Below are 18,524 nucleotides of genomic sequence, written 5' to 3' on the forward strand. Positions count from 1 at the left end.
CCATACCGCCTTTCGAATATAAAATTTACTCTGCGGATTCTTGCGCTGCTCCAGCTGCTACTGGGGTCTTCGGCGCCGGCTTCGGCAGCGTACGGATATGCAGCTGCTCCAGCTGGGACGGTTCAACCTCAGACGGCGCGTCGCACAGCAGATCGGTGGCGCTTGCCGTTTTCGGGAACGCAATCGTCTCACGCAGATTGGTCCGGCCTGTCAGCAGCATGACCAAACGGTCAAATCCGAAGGCGATTCCGCCGTGCGGCGGCGTACCATATTCAAAAGCATCCATCAGGAAGCCAAATTTCTCATGAGCTTCCTCCGGGCTAAATCCGAGTGCCTGGAACATTTTCTCCTGTACTTCACGCTTGTAAATCCGCATGGAACCGCCGCCCACTTCATATCCGTTAAGCACCAGATCATAGGCTTGCGCCCGGATCTCGCCCGGGTTGGTCTCGAAGAGATGGACGTCTTCTTCGTTAGGACGGGTGAACGGATGATGCTCTGCCACATAACGCTTGCCCTCTTCATCCCAGCCAAGCAATGGGAAGTCAACAACCCAAGCGAACTTGAACTTCGACTCGTCGATCAGACCCAGATCGCGGCCGATCTTCAGACGCAGATTGCCAAGCACGTCCGCCACGACCTTCTTCTTGTCAGCAGAGAACAGAATGAGGTCGCCTTCTTCTACCTGCAAACGCTCGGTCAAGGCCGCAATTTCCTCCGGCTTGAAGAACTTGACGATCGGTCCGCGCCACTCGCCTTCCTTGACGGTGACCCAAGCCATCCCCTGACCACCGTAACGCTTGGCGAACGGCTGCAAGTCGTCAAGCTCTTTGCGGCTCCAGGAAGCACAGCCTTTGGCATTCAGAGCCTTGACTACGCCGCCACCTGCAGCAACACTGGCGAATACTTTAACCTCGCTGCTAGCTACGATGTCTGTAATGTCCTCTATCTCCAGACCAAAGCGCAGATCCGGCTTGTCAGAGCCATACTTGTTCATGGCATCTGCGTAAGAAATCCGCTGGAACGGCAGTTCCAGCTCGACGTCAACCGTCTCTTTCAGCAAGCGAGCCATCAGCTGCTCCATCATTCCGAGCAATTGATCCTGGGACAGGAAGGATGTCTCGATATCCACTTGCGTAAATTCCGGCTGGCGGTCCGCACGCAAATCTTCGTCACGGAAACAACGAGCGATCTGATAGTAACGCTCCAGTCCGCCTACCATCAGGAGCTGCTTGAAAATTTGCGGCGATTGCGGCAGAGCGAAGAATTCTCCCTGATGCACACGGCTTGGTACGAGGTAGTCACGTGCGCCCTCTGGCGTGCTCTTGGTCAGAATCGGCGTCTCTACCTCAATGAACTCTTCGCCATCGAGGAAATCACGGAAGATCTTGGCTGCCTTGGAACGCAGACGCAGCGTTTGCTGCATTTCCGGACGGCGCAGGTCCAGGTAACGATACTTGAGGCGAATGGACTCATCGACTTCTACACCATCTTCAATTGCAAATGGAGGCGTCTTGGCCGCATTGACGATTTCAATCGCTGTCACGCGCACTTCAATTTCACCGGTCTCCAGGTTCGCGTTAAACGTTTCCGGATCACGCTCCACGACCTCTCCGGTTACAGCCAGAACATATTCACTACGCGCGCGGTCTGCAATTTGCAGCGCATCGCCGGAGAATGCCGGATTACAGACGACCTGCACGATACCGCTGCGGTCTCTAAGATCGATAAAGAGTACGCCACCCAGATCCCGTCTGCGCTGTACCCAGCCGTTCAGTGTTACCGTTTGTCCGACGTCCGCCTTGGTCAAGCGGCCGCAATCATGTGTTTTTGCCATCAACATATCGTTTCCAACCCTTTCAAATGTGTTTAGTTAAGAACGCAATAGACGTTCAGCCAGCTCGGTCAGCTTGACCATTTCTTGGGTGCCGCTGGCCATTTCCTTAAGTGCAATTTCCCCCTTGGCCAACTCATCGTCGCCCAGGATCGCTGTATAGCGGGCATGCAGTCGGTCTGCTGACTTCATCTGTGCCTTCATCTTGCGGCCGAGATAATCCCGCTCGCCAGCAATGCCTGCCAGCCTTAATTGATGAAGCAGCTTGGTGATCTCTTGCTCAGCCGCTTCGCCAAGCGCAACCAGATAGATGTCAATGGATGCATTCGACTGCGCGGCGCCTTGGCTCTCCAGCAGCAAGAGTGTCCGCTCGAGTCCCAGTCCCAGACCGATGCCCGGCTGGTCCGGGCCGCCAACATCGGCAACCAGTCCATTGTAGCGGCCGCCGCCTCCGATGGTATCGATAGCTCCAATGCCTTCAGCCTTATACTCAAATGCAGTATGGGTGTAGTAGTCGAGCCCGCGCACCATCCGTGGATTGACTACGTAGGGGATTTCCATCGCATCCAGATGCGCCTTCACTTGTTCAAAGTGCGTCGTACACGCTTCATCCAGACTTTCCAGAATCGAAGGTGCGCCTTCAAAATGGTGCTGATCCTTCTTGCAGTCCAGCACACGCAACGGATTGCGATCCATGCGGGATTGGCAGTCTTTGCACAGAAGTTCTCGTTTTGGCTCCAGAAATGCCAATAGCTTGCTGCGGAATTCAGCACGAATCTGCGGCGTGCCTACCGAGTTCAGTTCAACTCGAACGCCCTTCAGACCTACCTCGGTATAGAAGAGATAGCCAAGTGCAATGACTTCTGCGTCAATCGCTGGGTCTGTCGCGCCCAAGGCCTCTACGCCAAACTGATGGAACTGACGGTATCTTCCGGCTTGTGCCCGCTCGTAGCGGAACATAGGCCCCATATAGTACAGCTTGGTCACATCGGGCTCGCCATATAGTTTGTTCTCGACATAGGCTCTCACGACCCCTGCCGTTCCTTCAGGACGCAGCGTGACACTGCGGTCGCCTCGGTCGGTGAAGGTGTACATTTCTTTTTCGACGATGTCCGTTGTCTCGCCTACCCCTCGCTGATACAGTTCGGTGGATTCAAAGATAGGCGTGCGGATTTCGTTGAAATTGAAGCGGCGGCAGATCTCGCGGGCAGTAGCTTCTACCCGCTGCCAATTAGCCGACTGTCCAGGCAAAATATCCTGGGTGCCCGGCGGTTTTTGAAAACCCATTGCTGTTCCTCCTCGATATAGTTCGTTAGCCTGGATGAACGGGCCGGCGCGTCTGCAACAAAAAAACTCCCGCCCCGGGCATCGCTATGCCAGGGACGAGAGTTGTTGTCTCCCGTGGTACCACCCACATTCCGAACCCAGCATAGCCGAATCCGCTCAAGACGGTTAACGCCCGTTACACGCAAGTCATTACTCTATGGCCCAGCTCCAGATGGAACTGTCCAGGTTCATGACTTGTTCTCCAGGAGGTCATTCGTCCATTGGCCATAAGGATGCTTGCAGCAAGCACATCCCTCTCTGTGTATGACGGCATGAAGTACTGTTCCTGTCATCGAATGTTTGTCATCAATATTCATAGATTGTACATTCTGCCTGCGCGAAAGTCAAGCCGAACAATGGCGAACAGTCAGAAAGCGCAGAAAAAAACCTGCAATCGCTGCAGGTCCAAAGTGTATTATAAAAAAGGGGTTCATGGAACAGTATAGCCCCTTGATGTTAAGGAATGATGGTAATCACATTACAAAATTATTACAAAAACGAAAGCGCTATGTTTAATTCGTTTTGGCCCGCTGGTTCACAGGAACCCCTACCGCTTCATCGCGGCTCCGACGATCGCCAGACTCGCCCTCTTCACGAGCTAGCAGAGTCGCCTCTTTGCCCGTCTGACCCAGCAGCTGGCGTACAACCGCTGCCCACGTCCAAGCCTTTTCGCTATGACGCACGATTTCCACCTCCTACTAGAAGAAATGCTCTAGTAGTGTGCGCCGCGTGTGGGCATTTTAATCCAAGGTATGGACAAAGCTAGCGGTCTTGACTATCCAGGATGAGTGTAACCGGACCCCAATTCACCAGGTTGACGTCCATCATCGCACCAAAAACGCCCGTTGCCACGGTAAGACCATGGCCTTGAAGCCGCTCATTGAATCCTGCATACAGCCGCTCCGCCTGCTCCGGTCTGGCCGCAGCCATATAGTTGGGCCGGCGCCCCTTGCGGCAATCCGCATACAACGTGAATTGCGAAATCGACAGCACCTCGCCTTCGGCTTCAGCAATCGACAGATTCATCCGTCCCTCCGCATCGTCGAAGAATCGCAAGCCGGCCAGCTTGGCCGCCATCCATTCCACATCCGCTTCGTTATCGTCATGTGTAATCCCGACAAGCAGCACCATGCCCTTGTCGATCTCCCCGACGACCTGCCCATCGACACGGACAGCAGCGTTCTTGCTGCGCTGTACTACGACACGCACATTTGCTCCTCCGTTCTATTGCATGATCCGCTGAACTGAATAAACATCCTTGACCCGTTTGATTTTCTCCACTACAGCATGCAGATGCTCAATATTGCGAATCAGGATGGTCATATGAATCATGGCCAGCTTGTTCTTGTCCGAACGGCCCGACACGGCGGCAATGTTCGTCTTGCTCTCGGAGACAGACTGCAGCACCTCATTGAGCAAGCCCCGGCGGTCGTGACCGGTAATTTCGATATCGACGCTGTAGTTGGCTTCCACTGATTCTTCCCATTCCACCTCAATGACCCGTGCTGCCTCGTCGCTCAATTCCTCGCCGGTCTGCACATTTGGACAATCGAGACGGTGGACAGATACGCCGCGACCTCTTGTAATATAGCCAACGATGGCATCACCAGGCACTGGGTTACAGCAACGCGCAAACCGAACGAGCACATTGTCAACGCCTTTGACCCGCACCCCATGCGTAGGACGCTTCTTGTCCGGTGAGCCGCCTGTCTTCACTTCCTTGACTTCGGAAGTCAGCTCAATCTGTCCAGCTTCCTCCGTTTCCTTGCGCAGCTTCTCCGTCAACCGGGTACAAATCTGCGCCGCCGTGATCCCACCAAAACCGATGGCCGAGAGCATATCCTCCAGATCGTTGAAGGTGAACTTCTCCGCGACCTCCTGCAGCTTGTTATCCGATGTCCAATCGGATGGCTCCAGGCCCAGCCGCTTCAGTTCCCGCTCCAGCAGCTCACGCCCCTTCGCGACATTCTCTTCGCGGCGTTCCTTCTTGAACCACTGCTTGATTTTGCTTCGAGCGTGCGAGGATTGCGCAATTTTCACCCAGTCCTGACTTGGACCGTAGGAATGTTTGGAAGTCAGAATTTCGACAATATCGCCGGTTTTCAACTTATAATCCAGCGGCACGATCCGGCCGTTCACCTTGGCGCCGATCGTACGATTGCCTACCTCGGTGTGGACTCGGAAGGCAAAATCCAACGGGACGGAACCCGCAGGCAGCTCGAACACTTCGCCTTTGGGCGAGAAGACAAAGACCAGATCCGAGAAAAAATCCATCTTGAGCGATTCCATAAATTCGGCCGCATCGCTTGTCTCGTTCTGAAGCTCAAGAATTTCGCGGAACCAGGACACCTTGTCTCCAAAACCAGCTTCCGGTGACAGGCTTCCTTCCTTGTAGGCCCAGTGGGCGGCAATCCCGTACTCGCTCGTGCGGTGCATTTCCCATGTACGGATCTGAACTTCCGTCGGTTCACCATTGGGACCAATGACCGTCGTGTGCAACGACTGATACATATTTGCTTTGGGCATCGCAATATAATCCTTGAACCGTCCCGGCATTGGGCGCCAAAGGGTATGGATAATGCCTAGCGTGGCATAACAGTCTTTGATATTGTCAACAATGATGCGGATGGCGAGCAGATCATAGATTTCGTTGAACTGCTTGTTCTTGTCCGTCATCTTCTTGTAAATGCTGTAGATATGCTTGGGTCTGCCGGAGATGTCTCCGCTGATCCCCATTTCCTCAAGCTTCTCCGTAATATCGCCGATCACATCGGAGATATAGCGCTCCCGTTCGGTACGCTTCTTCTTCATCAGATTGGCAATCCGGTAATACTGCTGGGGGTTGAGATAACGCAGTGCGATATCCTCCATCTCCCACTTGATGGCCGACATACCCAGCCGATGAGCAATCGGACAGAAAATCTCCAGCGTCTCATAAGCGATCCGGCGCTGCGACTCCTCCGATTGAAATTTTAACGTCCGCATATTGTGAAGCCGATCCGCCAGCTTGATCAGGATGACACGAATATCCTGTGCCATGGCGACGAACATTTTGCGGTAATTCTCATTCTGCTGTTCTTCCTTGGAACGGAACCGGATTTTCTCCAGCTTGGTCAACCCGTCCACCAGCATCGCGCACGTCTCGCCGAAGCGGGAACGCACTTCATCCAATGCGACCGTCGTATCCTCAACGACGTCATGCAGCAGCGCAGCGATAATCGAGATGACATCCATGCGCATGTTGACGATCAGGTCGGCGACGGCGACCGGATGAAGAATATAGGGTTCCCCTGATTTTCGCACTTGGCCGTGATGGGCTTGTTCAGCAAAATCGTAGGCTTCCCGGATGCTTTGCAATTCGTGCTCTTTAAGATAGGCCGATGCCTTTTCGAGTAACTGCTCTATGCCCATGAAACGTCCCTTCCCGAAAAAGAGTCTTCAGAGACCCTTACTCCTGCGCTTTTCCGATTTTTATAATATTATGCCTGTTATGCTATGCAATCGTCAACCGTACCTTTGCAATCCCCGCAAAAACGCCCGTTCCGCAAAGGTGACATGCACTGCGGAACGGGCGTCTATGGATTGAATTGATTTAGTAGGTGACCAGGGAAAACACTGGCGTATCGCCAATTTTTTCACGGCCGGGCAAATAGCTCAGCTCAATCAGGAACGCCGCGCCAACCACTACGCCGCCGAGTTGCTCGATCAGATTAATCGTCGTTGCAATCGTACCGCCCGTCGCGAGCAGATCATCGGCAATCAGTACACGCTGGCCTGGTGTGATGGAATCCTTGTGGAGCGCCAATTTATCCTTGCCGTATTCCAGATCATAGCCGGCCTCAACTGTCTCGCCAGGCAGCTTGCCGCTTTTGCGGATTGGCACAAAACCGACTCCCAGTTCCAATGCCAACGGCGCGCCGATGACAAAGCCGCGAGCTTCCGGACCTGCGATGAGATCAACCGGCAAATCACGTACTTGCTCTTTCAAAGCTTGGATCGCAGACTTATAAGCAACCGGGTCCTTCAGTAACGTTGTAATATCTTTAAAGCGAATACCCGGTTGGGGATAATCGGGAATAACCCGGATATAATCTTTGTAATTCATGTTCTGTTGTCTCCTTTGTAGGTGGTGTTCATTAAGATTCGTCATACCTATTTTTTATCCAGTCCGCCAACTGCACGGCTGGTGCGCCAAGGATGGCATCCTCCTTGGCCTGTTGCTCTGCAGCCTGGTAGACAGGGGAGCTGGTCAGCTCCCGCTTGCCGGGCGAGGCATGGACACCGATCCGGCGATCCTGACGATAGAGAAATTCAAGGTCCAGGAACACATCCAGCATCATCCGGCATGTCTCGGGGGGCCAGCCGGTCGCTGCTGACAGGCGGCGGGGCAGTTCATCCTCGCCAAGCTCCTCCTCATTCATGCGGCGCAGACGTTTGTAGACATCCGCGAAATGTTGCCGATCTGGAAAAGTACCATAGGGCGATTTGTTTCCGTTAGGATAACATGCCACGACCCACTCCAGACCTTTGCATGACTGCAACAGACGTTCCAGACACGCCGCCGAAGGCGGAGAATCCGCAAGGACCAGCACCTGAGCTTGAACCTCGGTAGGCAGCTGTCCGTAGTCCAGCAATTGCTCGGCTGTTCCCAATGCGACAGGCTCGAAGGATGCCGCAGCCGACTGCGCCCAGGAGGCTTGGCCCGAGGTTCCCAGCACCGTGGCCAGCTTATGACCTTCAAACCGCTTGCGCAGCTCCTCCTCACGGCCTTGCCGCACCCCACGCATATCCAGCAGTTGGACATGATTGATTCTCAGATCGCTCAGCATCAGCTGGGGCCGCCGTGAGCCATTCCATTCATTGACGGCAAGCTCACCTATCAGGTCCGCTTTTGCATCGGCGGTCAGCAAGTCAGCCAATGCCCCCTTGCCAAAGCATACTGCCTCCAACTGCGCGCGTCCGCTGCGAAGTCCGAGCTTCAGGTGCTTGCCCTCCTTGCCCATTGTTCTGCGTTCGTTGATCTCAACGCCAGTCAGCAGGAGCTTGGGGGCGGGGTTGCCATTCCCATAAGGCTCCAGCAGTGAGAGCTTGCCGATTGTCTCTAGATTAGCTTCAGCTAACGGGCATTCACCATCGACAAGCGTACGGCGGATCCAATCCTCTTCGCTCAGCCAACGGTCCGCCAGCTCACATAGACCCTGCTCCAGATCAGGCAGGCGATCCCGATGCAGACTCATGCCAGCGGCTGCCTGGTGCCCGCCATAATGGTCCAGCAGCTCCTCACATGCGGTGAGCGCGGCATGAAGGTCATAACCGGCAATAGAGCGGGCGGACCCTTTGCACATGCCGGTCTCCGCATCTATACCAAGGATGACGGTCGGACGGTAATGACGGTCCAGCAGCTTGGAAGCGACAATGCCGATGACACCGACATTCCAGCCCTCGGCAGCCAGCACAATGACGGACGGCTCGGGCAATCCGGCTTCCTTGCATGAGGTGCAGCGGCTAAGCCACATCGCTTCCGCTTCGGTGACCATCTGCTCGACAATTTGCTGCCGCTCTTTGTTAAGGCGGTCCAGCTTGTAGGCGGCAGCGAGCGCGTCGCTGCCGTCTGTCGTGGTTAGCAGCCGCACTGCGTCGTCTGCATGGGCCAGTCTGCCGCTGGCATTGATTCGGGGCGCCATGCCAAATGCAATTTGCGTAGAAGTCACATGCATCAAATCGATGCTGCTTACTTCGGCCAGAGCCCGGAAACCGGCACTCCCGCCCTCAGCCAGCCGGCGCAGCCCCTCGCGAACCAGGATGCGGTTCTCCCCTTGCAGCGGCATGAGATCCGCTACTGTCCCGAGAGCTACCAGCTCCGACCATTCCAGCGGCGGCCGGTCCAGCAAGGCTGAAGCCAATTTGAACGCAACGCCAACACCAGCCAGACCCTTGAAGGGATAGCTGCATGTCGGCAGCTTGGGGTTGATGATAGCATCTGCGGCAGGCAGCCTCTCCGGCGGTTCATGATGGTCGGTAACCACGACCTGCATCCCGAGTGACTTGGCATATTCAATCTCTGTAACTGCACTTATCCCGGTATCGACGGTCACCAATAACTGGACGCCTGCCTCCGACGCCCGCAGAATGGCTTCCCGGTTTAGTCCGTAGCCTTCCAGCTTTCTGTCCGGTATGTAGTAGTCGTAATCAAAACCCAGCGCAGAGAACAGATGGATCATCAGCGAGGTGCTGCTTACGCCATCGGCATCATAATCACCATATATTCTTAGTTTGCGACCGCTCTCTCCCGCCTCGCGGATGATCTGGACAGCGTCGCTCATGCCGTGCAGCATATACGGATCGTGCAGATCCTTCTCGTCCCCGTACAGAAAAATTCTAGCCTTCTCCACATCCTGAACGCCTCTGCGAACAAGCAGCGTCGCAACCAGCGATGGCAGTCCAAACTCCCTGGCTAGTTCATCGGCCAGACTTGTCTCTTGCTCCTGTGATGTCGGCATCACCCATCGTGTCTGTGCATGAATCACGCGCAGTCCTCACCTCGACAATCTAAAAAAGTTACTGCAGCAATGTCGGCATCGGCTCCTGATTCGGATCATGATTGGATTTGTATGGATAACCCGGATCATAAGGATCAACCGAAATATATACATCGCTGATATGAATAAACCGTTTGAGCAAAAGCTCCTTCACCCGCTTGGCAATGTCTTGCCCTTCCAGTACGCTGATCCGGGGATTGACGCTAATGCGCAGTTCAACAGCTACATAGTGCCCCTGCTCCCATGCCTTCAGGTCCTCAACGGTAATGACCCCTTCGATTCGCTGCACCGTCTGCATCAGCTCCTCCGCATCTTCCTCCTGCAGGGACACCTTGTGTCCATGGAGAACAAGACCGGTAATCAGACGGTAGCCACTCAACAAGACAACAATGGCGATGATGAATGCAGCCGCAGGATCAAGATAGTATAACGACGGCAGGGCAAACAGCTCTCCGCCATAGGCACCCGTAATGCCGACTAGCGCCACGCTGGAGGCCAGCAGATCGGTGCGGCGGTTTTTGCTTGGCATAACAAATTGCTGGATAAGCATCGACACCACAATGCCAGCGATAGCCGTCCAGTGCGGCGCTGCATCGACCCCCAGCATAACCGATCGAATGGTTTGAATGGCGATTTCCAAGCCCAGCAGCAGGAGCAGAACCGAAATGATGACGCCCGATACGGTTTCCATCTGACCCTGAGCTCGCTGAGCTGTTTTTTTGTCTTGGCTCTGCACAGTCTGCCCACGGCTCTTGCGCAGGCCGGTCATTGCGGCAAAGCAAGCAGCTGCCTCCGCGGCCGATCTTACAGCATCGGCCAATAGCGCCGTGCTGCCCGCCAGAATCCCCGTTGCTCCTTTGAGCAGCGCCAGTCCAGCATTGCCGGCCAGCCCGAATGTCGCAGCAGCTTCAGCTTCCGCATGTCGCGGCTTTGCCACCATCTTGACCACCCCTTCTTTGCTTGCCCAGTGCAAAGCTTATCAGTCCTATTATAACGATGCCCCAAAATCCCGTCAAAAAAAAGAACCGTCCATTAAAAGGCGGTTCCCTTAAAAGCGCTAATTGTCATGAAATTCATAAAGGCTGTCACTTTCAAGGAGAGAATATCATTGACAATTCGGTAGAGCGGCGGCTCTTCTCCTTGTCTATAGCCGTTACTGACGCACTGCCAGATCTCCTCTGCCGTCACATGCTCATAGCCGATCAAGTGAAATTCCTCCGCTTTGCTCCTGCATAGCGACTCGATGGTTTCATTCAGCTCCCGATCGTCCATCGGCATCCCCTTCCTTGTTACCTTACCTATTCGACAGGGCCTGTCCATTTCCTGCCGGATAGGATTTCCTTCTGACAAGCTCATTTTGTGAGCATTGAATCGGACATGCCAAGCATAAGCTTGGATAGGGCCTGACCCAGCATGAATGTGCCGGGCCTTGTCAACCCGCCAGGAAAGTCGAGGAGATCACGTGACCAAACAGACATTTATTAAAGGCGCCATGATTTTACTCGCAGCCGGTATCATCAACCGCATCCTCGGGTTCATCCCGCGCATTGCGCTGCCGCGCATTATTGGTGCCGAGGGCGTAGGTTTATTTCAGCTCGGCTATCCGTTTTTGATTGTGATGCTAACCGTGATTACAGGCGGTATACCAATTGCCGTTGCCAAATGGGTGGCAGAGGCTGAGTCACTGGGGGATGAACACAAAGTCAGACAAATCTTCCGCACGGCGATCAAGCTCACGCTTGTGCTAGCGGTTGTCTTCACAGCCGTCACAATAGCCCTGGCCCCTTGGATCTCAACTCATGTGCTAACGGATGAACGCGTCTACTATCCGTTTTTATTCATGACACCCATGTTGCTGATCGCTGCCATCTCCTCCGTGTGCAGAGGTTATTTTCAAGGCAGACAAAACATGATCCCCAGTGCGCTTTCTCAAGTCATTGAAACATTATTCCGAATCATCTTTGTCCTGTACTTTGCCCAGCTGTTTTTGCCGCTTGGCTTAGAATGGGCTGCTGCCGGAGCGATGATTGGGGCTGTCATTGGTGAAATCTGTGGTTTGCTTGTGTTGTTATTTCAGCTGGCCCAGGACAGGAAACGTCGCCAGCGCTTGTCAGGAACACCTGCCGAGCCTGTGCTGAAGCGTCTGGTCGGATGGTCAGTGCCAGTCACTCTCAGCAAAATGACTGGCTCGCTCTCCTATTTGTTCGAGTCCATCCTAACCGTACGCGCTTTGGCTGTCGCCGGTATCGCCACAGGCGCAGCAACCGCTCAATATGGGGCACTACAGGGCATGATCATTCCCATCGTTCTGCTTCCTACCGCGCTCACGTACTCCTTGTCCTCGTCGCTCGTTCCCTCACTGTCGGAAGCCGCTGCTCGTAATGACTTAGCTACCATCCGCAAGCGAATGCACCAGACGATGCGGCTCGCGCTCGTCAGCGGAGCACCGTTTATCGTCTACATGGGTATGCTTGCCGGACCCATTTGCAGTATTCTCTACGATTACGAAGAGATTGCACCCATGCTTCGCCTCATTGCACCCGTTGCATTGTTCATCTATCTTCAAGCACCGCTTCAAGCCGCTTTGCAGGCCTTGGATAAACCAGGCACGGCATTGCGCAACACGTTGGTCGGAGCCATCATCAAGCTATCGTTAATTACGTTGCTCGCCTCGCGCCCGGAACTTGGCATCTACGGTGTTCTGATTGCTATGGCTGTCCAGATTGTCATTGTCACGCTGCTTCATTGGTCCAGTGTTATTCGGCTCATTGGCTTCCACATGAAAATGCTGGACTTTGTGAAGGTAGGTGCATCCATGGTCATCATGGGCGCCGCAGTGAAGTTCAGTTATGCCTATCCTTTTCCAGGGGGCGATTGGCTGCAGCTACTGGTGGCACTCGGCGGTGGAATGGTCGTTTATCTGCTTCTGATGGTGCTCCTTGGCATTATTGACAGAGATGATCTGTCACGCATCCCCCTCATCGGCCGCTGGGTAGCCAAGTGAGTCATGAACGCCCTTCGGTATCAACAAACAGCTTGCCCTTATGGTCCATCGTACAAAGAAATACGTCCTTGAGGTCGGTCACACCTTTTTTTCGCAACTCATTTTTGAGCCAGAACATATTTTTTTCAAGCTTGACCAGATTTTCATGCTGAACTTTTCCATCCATTACGAGAGGAAGCGGCAATATTTCATAGCGAAACCGGGGCGGGAATATATCCGGCCCTTTTTCTTGCTGGCTTTGCTCCTGGTTTTGGTTTTGGCTCTGGTTTTGGCTCTGGTTCTGTAATTGTGAAGAAGCATCATCTTTTTTAATGACGGACAATTTACCACTTGTTTCGAGAATCGCAAATTCAACATCTGATATGGCGGAGACTTGATTTTCCCTTAACTGGAGCAGCATATCATCCAGATTGTAACGTTGTTTGGCCATAATTTTGCGGTTCAACTTCCCCCTGGCGATAATGACACTAGGTTTGCCGTCAAAGAGCAAACGGAGCTTGCGGTTTTTAAGCGTGACATAAGCCAGACCTACCTGAATAATCATGAGCGCCAGCATGGGCACAATGCCGTGAAGCATCGGCACCTTGGTATCCTCAATGACAATGACCGCAATCTCTGCCACCATGACGGAGATGACCAAGTCAAAAATAGAGAGCTTGCCGATTTCCCGCTTGCCCATGAAGCGCATGACCAGCAGCACGACAAAGTAAATTAATACCGTTCGCAGTAAAATTAGTCCGAGCTCGGACACGACAACCACCCCTTCGGAAGATTAAGCGCAGTGATTCATGCGATAACCATACGTAAGGGGTAGTGTAGCCGCCGAAGCCAATCGGCATGCAGATAAAGGATGATGAAATAATGGCAACACTCATTTATAAAACTACATGTGATAGTAATAAAGGTACAATGCGCTAATGGCAAGGGACAAAAGGGTTACAGGCACGCCGATCGCACAGTAACGCCAAAAGGAAACCGGCTTTCCTTCCTTGCCAGCCATCCCTGCGGCCACGATACTTGCTGAGGAGCCGAGTAACGTTGCATTGCTTCCGAGTCCTGCACCCAGCACCAGTGCCCACCAGCCCCCCGTCCAGCTCTGTGAATCGCTGTTCAGATAATTGCCCATTTCCTCGATAAGGGGGATCGCTCCCGCGACCAATGCCAAATGATCTGCCGCAATTGAGACCAGGCCAGACGTCCATAGCACCAGCTGCGATGCGACCTTGCCTTCGCCTTCTGTGATTTGCAGCGCCATGCCTGCCAAGTGATAAATAATGCCTGTTTGCTGCAACGCTCCCACGACTACCAGCAGTCCTGCGATGTAAGCTAGCGCGTTCCATTCAATCAGCTGCACCGTTTCCTTGACGCTGCCTGCCGCCCCAGCGACCAGCATGACGACTGCCCCGCCCCATGCCACAGCATAAGGGGGAATACTGAGCCAGTCATGCAGCAGAAAGCCAGCCGTTGCCGCCGCGAGAACAACCCAGCCTATGACGCGATGCCGATTGTCCTTCGCTTGCTTTGCAGCTACTTTGGCCTGCTTGAGCAGGTGTTGGCGGTCTTTTTCAGAAACCGTCAGTTTCTTCCGGTACACAAGCATGAGCAGCAGCGTCGCTGCGAGCAGAATGAGCAGCAGCAGAGGCCCTAGTTCGCTTATGAAGGCAAGGAAAGATAGGTCTGCAGACGAGCCAATCAGTATATTGGCCGTGCTTCCGACGAGTGTAGCGGTACCGCCTATGTTACTGCTAATAATAATGCCCGCCAAAAACGGAAACACCGGGATGCGTAACAGACTCGCTGTCGATAGCGCAATCGGCACTAGAATTAAAATGGTTCCCAACTGGTCAACAATGGCCGACAGCAACGCGCCAGTTAGCATCATTAAGCCAAGCAGCAAGATTGGACGTCCTTGTGCCCATGCGATAATTCTGACGGCTGCTTGCAAAAAAATTCCACTTCTTCCGAGAAGACCTGTAAGCAGCATCATCCCGGCAAGCAACAGCAAAGCATCCCATACCATAAAGGTGGAGAGTGCCTGACCAATCGGCACGATGCCCAGAAATATTAGTAGACAGGCTGCCGCTACAGCAGCCCATGCCCGACTTAGCTTCTCGGTTATTCCAGCAAAGTAGGTGACGCCAAACAAAATCGCAGCGACAATCCACTGCCAGCCTCCTCCGAGCCATTGATCGGTTGTTGTATACTCCATTCGTTGTGTACCTCCTGTTGTAAGCCCCAAACCATATAAGTGCGTGTTCAGCAAAGACCCTCATATTATACTAAAGCGGTCGAATTGAAGCCAGCCGTACTAATTTGATCAGCTTGACCATATGCTGTACTACGACGTTTGTCCGCTCGCCGCCTGACGACGGACTGCTCTCCTATTCCCTCGGAAAGGAAGTTGCATGATGAATCCTATCAAGCATGTACCCAAAGTCAAGATTGGCTCACCGCTCCTGGCCGGTTTGATGGTTGCTGCCATTTGGTTGACCGCCTCCGTCTTGCTGCTGTCGCTGCTGCTTCATTTCAGCAGTATGAAAGAGCAATCGCTACCACAGCTTTCTCTGATCGTTCACAGTCTATGTGCATTAGCCGGTGGTTTTGTCGCTGGTCGGCGCTCTGGTCAAAAAGGCTGGTATCATGGCAGCGTGCTTGGCGTCTTCTATGGCCTGCTGGTGCTAATCGCCGGTTTTCTGGCACTGGATTCGTCATTTGGTCTCAACAGTCTGACGCTATTCGCTCTTACGTTAGCAGCGGGCGGACTTGGCGGGATGGTCGGCATTCATGCTCGAAACGCCAATTAGCAAAATCGCTTCCGAGGATGATTACCATCTCCGGAAGCGATTTTTTTTTGGTGGTCTTAAGCTTGAGATTTTTCGGTTTGCGGCCGGCTCTTGCGTTCCTCGGCAATCGCCATTTTCAGATCGTCGCGGACGCTTTTTTGCCACATCGGCACACCAGACATATAAGCGGCTCGCTCTATCAAGTGACCAGCAACCGGTGCTGTGATGAACACGAACACAATGCCCAGCAGCATCTTCGCACTGATAAGTCGCTCAAAAAAAACAAAATACAGAAAACCTCCACCCAACACGCAAAGCACACCTAACGTAGCACTCTTGGTGGCGGCATGCGCTCGCAAATAAACATCAGGTAAGCGTATCAGCCCAAAGGCGCTTAGAGCGCCTAATATGGCGCCTATGAGGATCAGAATTGCAATGACCGGTTCAGCGATCGTCTGTACTGTCTCCATGATCCACCACCACTCCCCTCTGAATAAACTTGGAAAACGCTACAGTGCTTAGAAATGCCAGAATGCCAATTAACAAAATCAATTCCAAGTAGGCTTGTGTCCGATAAATAATGGATAAAATCGTAACAATCCCTATTAAATTAATGCCAATTGTATCCAGAGCAACGACGCGATCCGGCATTGACGGCCCTTTAATGACCCGAAACAAACATGTTAAAGTGGCAAGCGAAAGAATAAGCAAAGAGATGTAAAGTGCAACGTCAAGCATTATCGCGTCACCTCCAGAATTGCTTTTTCAAAAATATCGCGAATTTGTGAAACATACTTCTCTTCGTCTGCCATGTTCATCGCATGCAAATACAAGGTTTGTCGTTCCTTGGAAACCTCCAAGATCAACGTTCCTGGGGTCAATGTAAGCAAGCAAGCTAGCACCGTTAGCTCCCAATTGCTGCTAAGCTTCGTCTCATATGCGAAGATACCGGGACGAATCTTAAGCTCCGGTTGGATAATGTGCCGGATCACTACAATACTCGAGAGCACTAACTCCCGTAGAAAGAGCAGCATCAGCTTCACACATTTCCATACCCGGTACATGTAGTATCGTCCACCGAAAAATCTCCGAAATACAAAGACAAAGCCTGCACCTACAAGAAAGCCGACGATAAAAAAGGAAAAGGTCCATTCATTGTGAAGGAACATCCATATAAAAGCGATGATCATATTGATAATAAATTGAAAGGCCATCGGGATCTACTCCTTTAGCACGGCTTCGATATAGAGCTCAGGTTTCATGAGCACCTCCGCAGCCATTGATACATACGGGTAAAGCCACTGTGCACAGACGCCAATCAATATTACCAGTAAGCCTAACCCTAAGACAGGTGTGACGAGTCCTGCATTTAGTTTGAGCGGCTGCGGGGGCTTCACTCGGTGCAAATTGTCGCTCCAAAACACTTGCAGGAAAACACGGATTAAGGACAACAGGACAAGTAGACTCATGAGAAGGCTGATTCCAGTCGTCCAATACCAGCCACCTTCCAGCCCACCTTGTACAATTAACAACTTGCCGATAAAGCCACTCAACGGAGGCACCCCTACCAAACTGATGGTTGTTAGCAAGAACAGCCATCCAATCAAAGGATACTCTTTAATCATACCACCCATTTTGGACAGTTTATCTGTGCCCGCAGCAGCGGTAATAATACCGCCGAGTAGAAAGAGTAGCGCTTTGGCCACCATGTCATGCGTAAGGTAATAGATTGCACCCTCAAGTGAGGATTGATTGGCGATTGCCAAACCAAACACGATAAATCCGACGCCAGCCACAATATTGTAAACTAAAATTCGATTCACATCTCTATAGGCCAGCGCACCGATAACGCCGAGTAACATAGTCAATGCAGCTAAGATGCCAATGAACGTATGCGTTATGCCAGGATCATGATAAAAAATCAATGTAAACGTTCGGATGATCGCGTAGATCCCTACCTTGGTCAGCAATGCGCCGAACAGAGCTGTCACAACTGGCGAAGGAACCGTATAAGACCCAGGAAGCCAGAAAAACAGGAATAATCCGGCTTTCATGCCAAATACGAAAAGAAAAAGGATAGCAACCAGCGTCATCATGCCACCCTGGCCTGCTTCCGCCACACGTACAGACAGGTGTGCCATATTCAACGTTCCCGTGACGCCGTATAAATAAGCAATCGAGGTTACGAACATTGCTGAAGAAACAATATTAATTAGCAAATATTTAAGGGATTCGCGCAGCTGGCGCTTCTTACCGCCCAACACAATCAAAGCGTAAGAAGAAATCAGCATCACTTCGAAACAGACAAAGAGATTAAAGATATCTCCTGTCATAAATGAGCCAATTACGCCAACAAGAAGGAATTGGTAGAATACATAAAAATAGTGTCGCTCCTTCTCTTCTTCCACCGTTGCAAATGCATATATAAGACATGCAGCACCAATAATGGTCGTCGTCACTACAAGAATCATAGCAAACATGTCGGCTACGAACACGATGCCGTACGGTGGTGCCCACCCTCCCATATTAAGAGTGAAAATGCCTTTATGATAAACTTGGTAAGCCAAATATAGTGAAACGGCTACGTTTAGAAATACACTGATTAGGCTAATTACGCGCAGCCATATCCGTTGGTTACGGAAGAAGACAAGCAATGCTCCCGTCGTCAATGGAATCAACAAAGGTATTATCGTTAGGTTACTCATCGTCTCCTCCCCTTAACTGCTCCATGTCGTCTGTTTTGTTCTCTTGGTAAGCCCGGTATGCAAGAACGAAGAAAAACGCAGTTACGCCGAAGTTGATGACGATGGAAGTCAAAATAAGCGCTTGTGGTAGCGGATCGACGTATGCACCAATATCTTCGCTCCAAATTGGTGCGACACCCGTCTTCAGTCTCGACATGGTCAACAGCAGTAGATGTACACCATGGGTGAGCAAAGAGGTTCCCAGTATAATCCGGAGTAGGTTGCGGGAGAGGATCATATACGTTCCAATCATGAACAGTACACCGGTCGTTACGGACATCAGTATTTCCATCG

18 protein-coding genes and 1 other annotated feature are annotated in these 18,524 nt (G+C 52.4%); of the genes, 2 read left to right on the forward strand and 16 right to left on the reverse strand.

The genetic code is table 11. The features are described from left to right. Nucleotides 1-25 precede the first annotated feature (25 nt). The 9 genes from aspS to F556_RS0105155 all read right to left on the reverse strand — a co-directional run bounded on the left by aspS (nt 26) and on the right by F556_RS0105155 (nt 10,971). Nucleotides 26-1,837 (reverse strand): aspartate--tRNA ligase, encoded by a 1,812-nt coding sequence (gene aspS, locus F556_RS0105115; protein ID WP_020615832.1) that lies wholly within the window; start codon nt 1,835-1,837, stop codon nt 26-28. A 36-nt stretch (nt 1,838-1,873) separates the two neighbouring features. Then, entirely contained in the window at nt 1,874-3,121 is a 1,248-nt protein-coding gene (gene hisS, locus F556_RS0105120) for a histidine--tRNA ligase (RefSeq protein WP_020615833.1), read from the reverse strand. An 88-nt stretch (nt 3,122-3,209) separates the two neighbouring features. Beyond that, nucleotides 3,210-3,462 (reverse strand) — a binding site (T-box leader). Between the two features lie 210 nt (nt 3,463-3,672). Then, nucleotides 3,673-3,843: a hypothetical protein gene (locus F556_RS37645; protein WP_020615834.1), complete on the reverse strand. Its 171-nt coding sequence runs from the start codon at nt 3,841-3,843 to the stop codon at nt 3,673-3,675. A 79-nt stretch (nt 3,844-3,922) separates the two neighbouring features. After that, entirely contained in the window at nt 3,923-4,369 is a 447-nt protein-coding gene (dtd, locus tag F556_RS0105130) for a D-aminoacyl-tRNA deacylase (protein WP_020615835.1), read from the reverse strand. A 15-nt stretch (nt 4,370-4,384) separates the two neighbouring features. Continuing rightward, nucleotides 4,385-6,571, reverse strand: coding sequence for a RelA/SpoT family protein (locus F556_RS0105135; protein ID WP_020615836.1), 2,187 nt, complete (start codon nt 6,569-6,571; stop codon nt 4,385-4,387). Nucleotides 6,572-6,752: 181 nt separating this feature from the next. Further along, a complete protein-coding gene (locus F556_RS0105140; RefSeq protein WP_020615837.1) occupies nt 6,753-7,265 on the reverse strand; it encodes an adenine phosphoribosyltransferase in 513 nt (170 codons plus the stop codon). 31 nt (nt 7,266-7,296) lie between these two features. Further along, a complete protein-coding gene (recJ, locus tag F556_RS0105145; RefSeq protein ID WP_020615838.1) occupies nt 7,297-9,687 on the reverse strand; it encodes a single-stranded-DNA-specific exonuclease RecJ in 2,391 nt (796 codons plus the stop codon). 31 nt (nt 9,688-9,718) lie between these two features. Beyond that, nucleotides 9,719-10,639: a cation diffusion facilitator family transporter gene (locus F556_RS0105150; protein ID WP_020615839.1), complete on the reverse strand. Its 921-nt coding sequence runs from the start codon at nt 10,637-10,639 to the stop codon at nt 9,719-9,721. A 92-nt stretch (nt 10,640-10,731) separates the two neighbouring features. Then, on the reverse strand, nt 10,732-10,971 hold the full coding sequence (locus tag F556_RS0105155) for a post-transcriptional regulator (protein ID WP_020615840.1): 240 nt from the start codon (nt 10,969-10,971) through the stop codon (nt 10,732-10,734). A 190-nt stretch (nt 10,972-11,161) separates the two neighbouring features. On the opposite strand from F556_RS0105155, the gene spoVB reads away from it, so the two are divergent. Further along, nucleotides 11,162-12,703: a stage V sporulation protein B gene (gene spoVB / locus F556_RS0105160; protein WP_020615841.1), complete on the forward strand. Its 1,542-nt coding sequence runs from the start codon at nt 11,162-11,164 to the stop codon at nt 12,701-12,703. 1 nt (nt 12,704) lies between these two features. On the opposite strand, the gene F556_RS0105165 is transcribed toward spoVB, so the two are convergent. Next, complete coding sequence (locus F556_RS0105165) at nt 12,705-13,454, reverse strand: YetF domain-containing protein (RefSeq protein ID WP_020615842.1); 750 nt, start codon at nt 13,452-13,454, stop codon at nt 12,705-12,707. 132 nt (nt 13,455-13,586) lie between these two features. Continuing rightward, a complete protein-coding gene (locus tag F556_RS0105170; RefSeq protein WP_020615843.1) occupies nt 13,587-14,912 on the reverse strand; it encodes an ArsB/NhaD family transporter in 1,326 nt (441 codons plus the stop codon). A 199-nt stretch (nt 14,913-15,111) separates the two neighbouring features. On the opposite strand from F556_RS0105170, the gene F556_RS0105175 reads away from it, so the two are divergent. Further along, nucleotides 15,112-15,507: a TIGR04086 family membrane protein gene (locus tag F556_RS0105175; RefSeq protein ID WP_020615844.1), complete on the forward strand. Its 396-nt coding sequence runs from the start codon at nt 15,112-15,114 to the stop codon at nt 15,505-15,507. Nucleotides 15,508-15,563: 56 nt separating this feature from the next. On the opposite strand, the gene mnhG is transcribed toward F556_RS0105175, so the two are convergent. The 5 genes from mnhG to F556_RS0105200 are packed head-to-tail and all read right to left on the reverse strand — an operon-like array spanning nt 15,564 to nt 18,522. Then, the gene (gene mnhG, locus F556_RS0105180) at nt 15,564-15,956 is read right to left on the reverse strand and encodes a monovalent cation/H(+) antiporter subunit G (RefSeq protein WP_020615845.1); all 393 of its coding nucleotides are present in this window, start codon (nt 15,954-15,956) and stop codon (nt 15,564-15,566) included. After that, nucleotides 15,931-16,224: a Na(+)/H(+) antiporter subunit F1 gene (locus F556_RS0105185; RefSeq protein WP_020615846.1), complete on the reverse strand. Its 294-nt coding sequence runs from the start codon at nt 16,222-16,224 to the stop codon at nt 15,931-15,933. The genes mnhG and F556_RS0105185 overlap by 26 nt, the downstream gene beginning before the upstream one ends. After that, a complete protein-coding gene (locus tag F556_RS0105190) occupies nt 16,224-16,700 on the reverse strand; it encodes a Na+/H+ antiporter subunit E (RefSeq protein ID WP_020615847.1) in 477 nt (158 codons plus the stop codon). The genes F556_RS0105185 and F556_RS0105190 overlap by 1 nt, the downstream gene beginning before the upstream one ends. A 6-nt stretch (nt 16,701-16,706) precedes the next feature. Continuing rightward, complete coding sequence (locus F556_RS0105195) at nt 16,707-18,191, reverse strand: Na+/H+ antiporter subunit D (protein ID WP_026297116.1); 1,485 nt, start codon at nt 18,189-18,191, stop codon at nt 16,707-16,709. After that, a complete protein-coding gene (locus F556_RS0105200; protein WP_020615849.1) occupies nt 18,184-18,522 on the reverse strand; it encodes a Na(+)/H(+) antiporter subunit C in 339 nt (112 codons plus the stop codon). Before F556_RS0105200 ends, F556_RS0105195 begins: the two co-directional genes overlap by 8 nt. Nucleotides 18,523-18,524 lie beyond the last annotated feature (2 nt).

Source organism: Paenibacillus daejeonensis DSM 15491 (genome assembly GCF_000378385.1).
GTDB classification, from domain to species: Bacteria; Bacillota; Bacilli; order Paenibacillales; family Paenibacillaceae; genus Paenibacillus_D; species Paenibacillus_D daejeonensis.

Excerpts from the sequence above, each read along its gene's own strand:
- F556_RS0105195 (WP_026297116.1), bottom strand. The coding sequence starts at position 18,191 with ATGAGTAACCTAACGATAATACCTTTGTTGATTCCATTGACGACGGGA.
- F556_RS0105155 (WP_020615840.1), bottom strand. The coding sequence starts at position 10,971 with ATGGACGATCGGGAGCTGAATGAAACCATCGAGTCGCTATGCAGGAGC.
- F556_RS0105150 (WP_020615839.1), bottom strand. The coding sequence starts at position 10,639 with ATGGTGGCAAAGCCGCGACATGCGGAAGCTGAAGCTGCTGCGACATTC.
- F556_RS0105140 (WP_020615837.1), bottom strand. The coding sequence starts at position 7,265 with ATGAATTACAAAGATTATATCCGGGTTATTCCCGATTATCCCCAACCG.
- F556_RS0105185 (WP_020615846.1), bottom strand. The coding sequence starts at position 16,224 with ATGCTTGACGTTGCACTTTACATCTCTTTGCTTATTCTTTCGCTTGCC.
- F556_RS0105135 (WP_020615836.1), bottom strand. The coding sequence starts at position 6,571 with ATGGGCATAGAGCAGTTACTCGAAAAGGCATCGGCCTATCTTAAAGAG.
- F556_RS0105190 (WP_020615847.1), bottom strand. The coding sequence starts at position 16,700 with ATGGCCTTTCAATTTATTATCAATATGATCATCGCTTTTATATGGATG.
- F556_RS0105175 (WP_020615844.1), top strand. The coding sequence starts at position 15,112 with ATGAATCCTATCAAGCATGTACCCAAAGTCAAGATTGGCTCACCGCTC.
- F556_RS0105170 (WP_020615843.1), bottom strand. The coding sequence starts at position 14,912 with ATGGAGTATACAACAACCGATCAATGGCTCGGAGGAGGCTGGCAGTGG.
- mnhG (WP_020615845.1), bottom strand. The coding sequence starts at position 15,956 with ATGGAGACAGTACAGACGATCGCTGAACCGGTCATTGCAATTCTGATC.
- aspS (WP_020615832.1), bottom strand. The coding sequence starts at position 1,837 with ATGGCAAAAACACATGATTGCGGCCGCTTGACCAAGGCGGACGTCGGA.
- F556_RS0105200 (WP_020615849.1), bottom strand. The coding sequence starts at position 18,522 with ATGGAAATACTGATGTCCGTAACGACCGGTGTACTGTTCATGATTGGA.
- hisS (WP_020615833.1), bottom strand. The coding sequence starts at position 3,121 with ATGGGTTTTCAAAAACCGCCGGGCACCCAGGATATTTTGCCTGGACAG.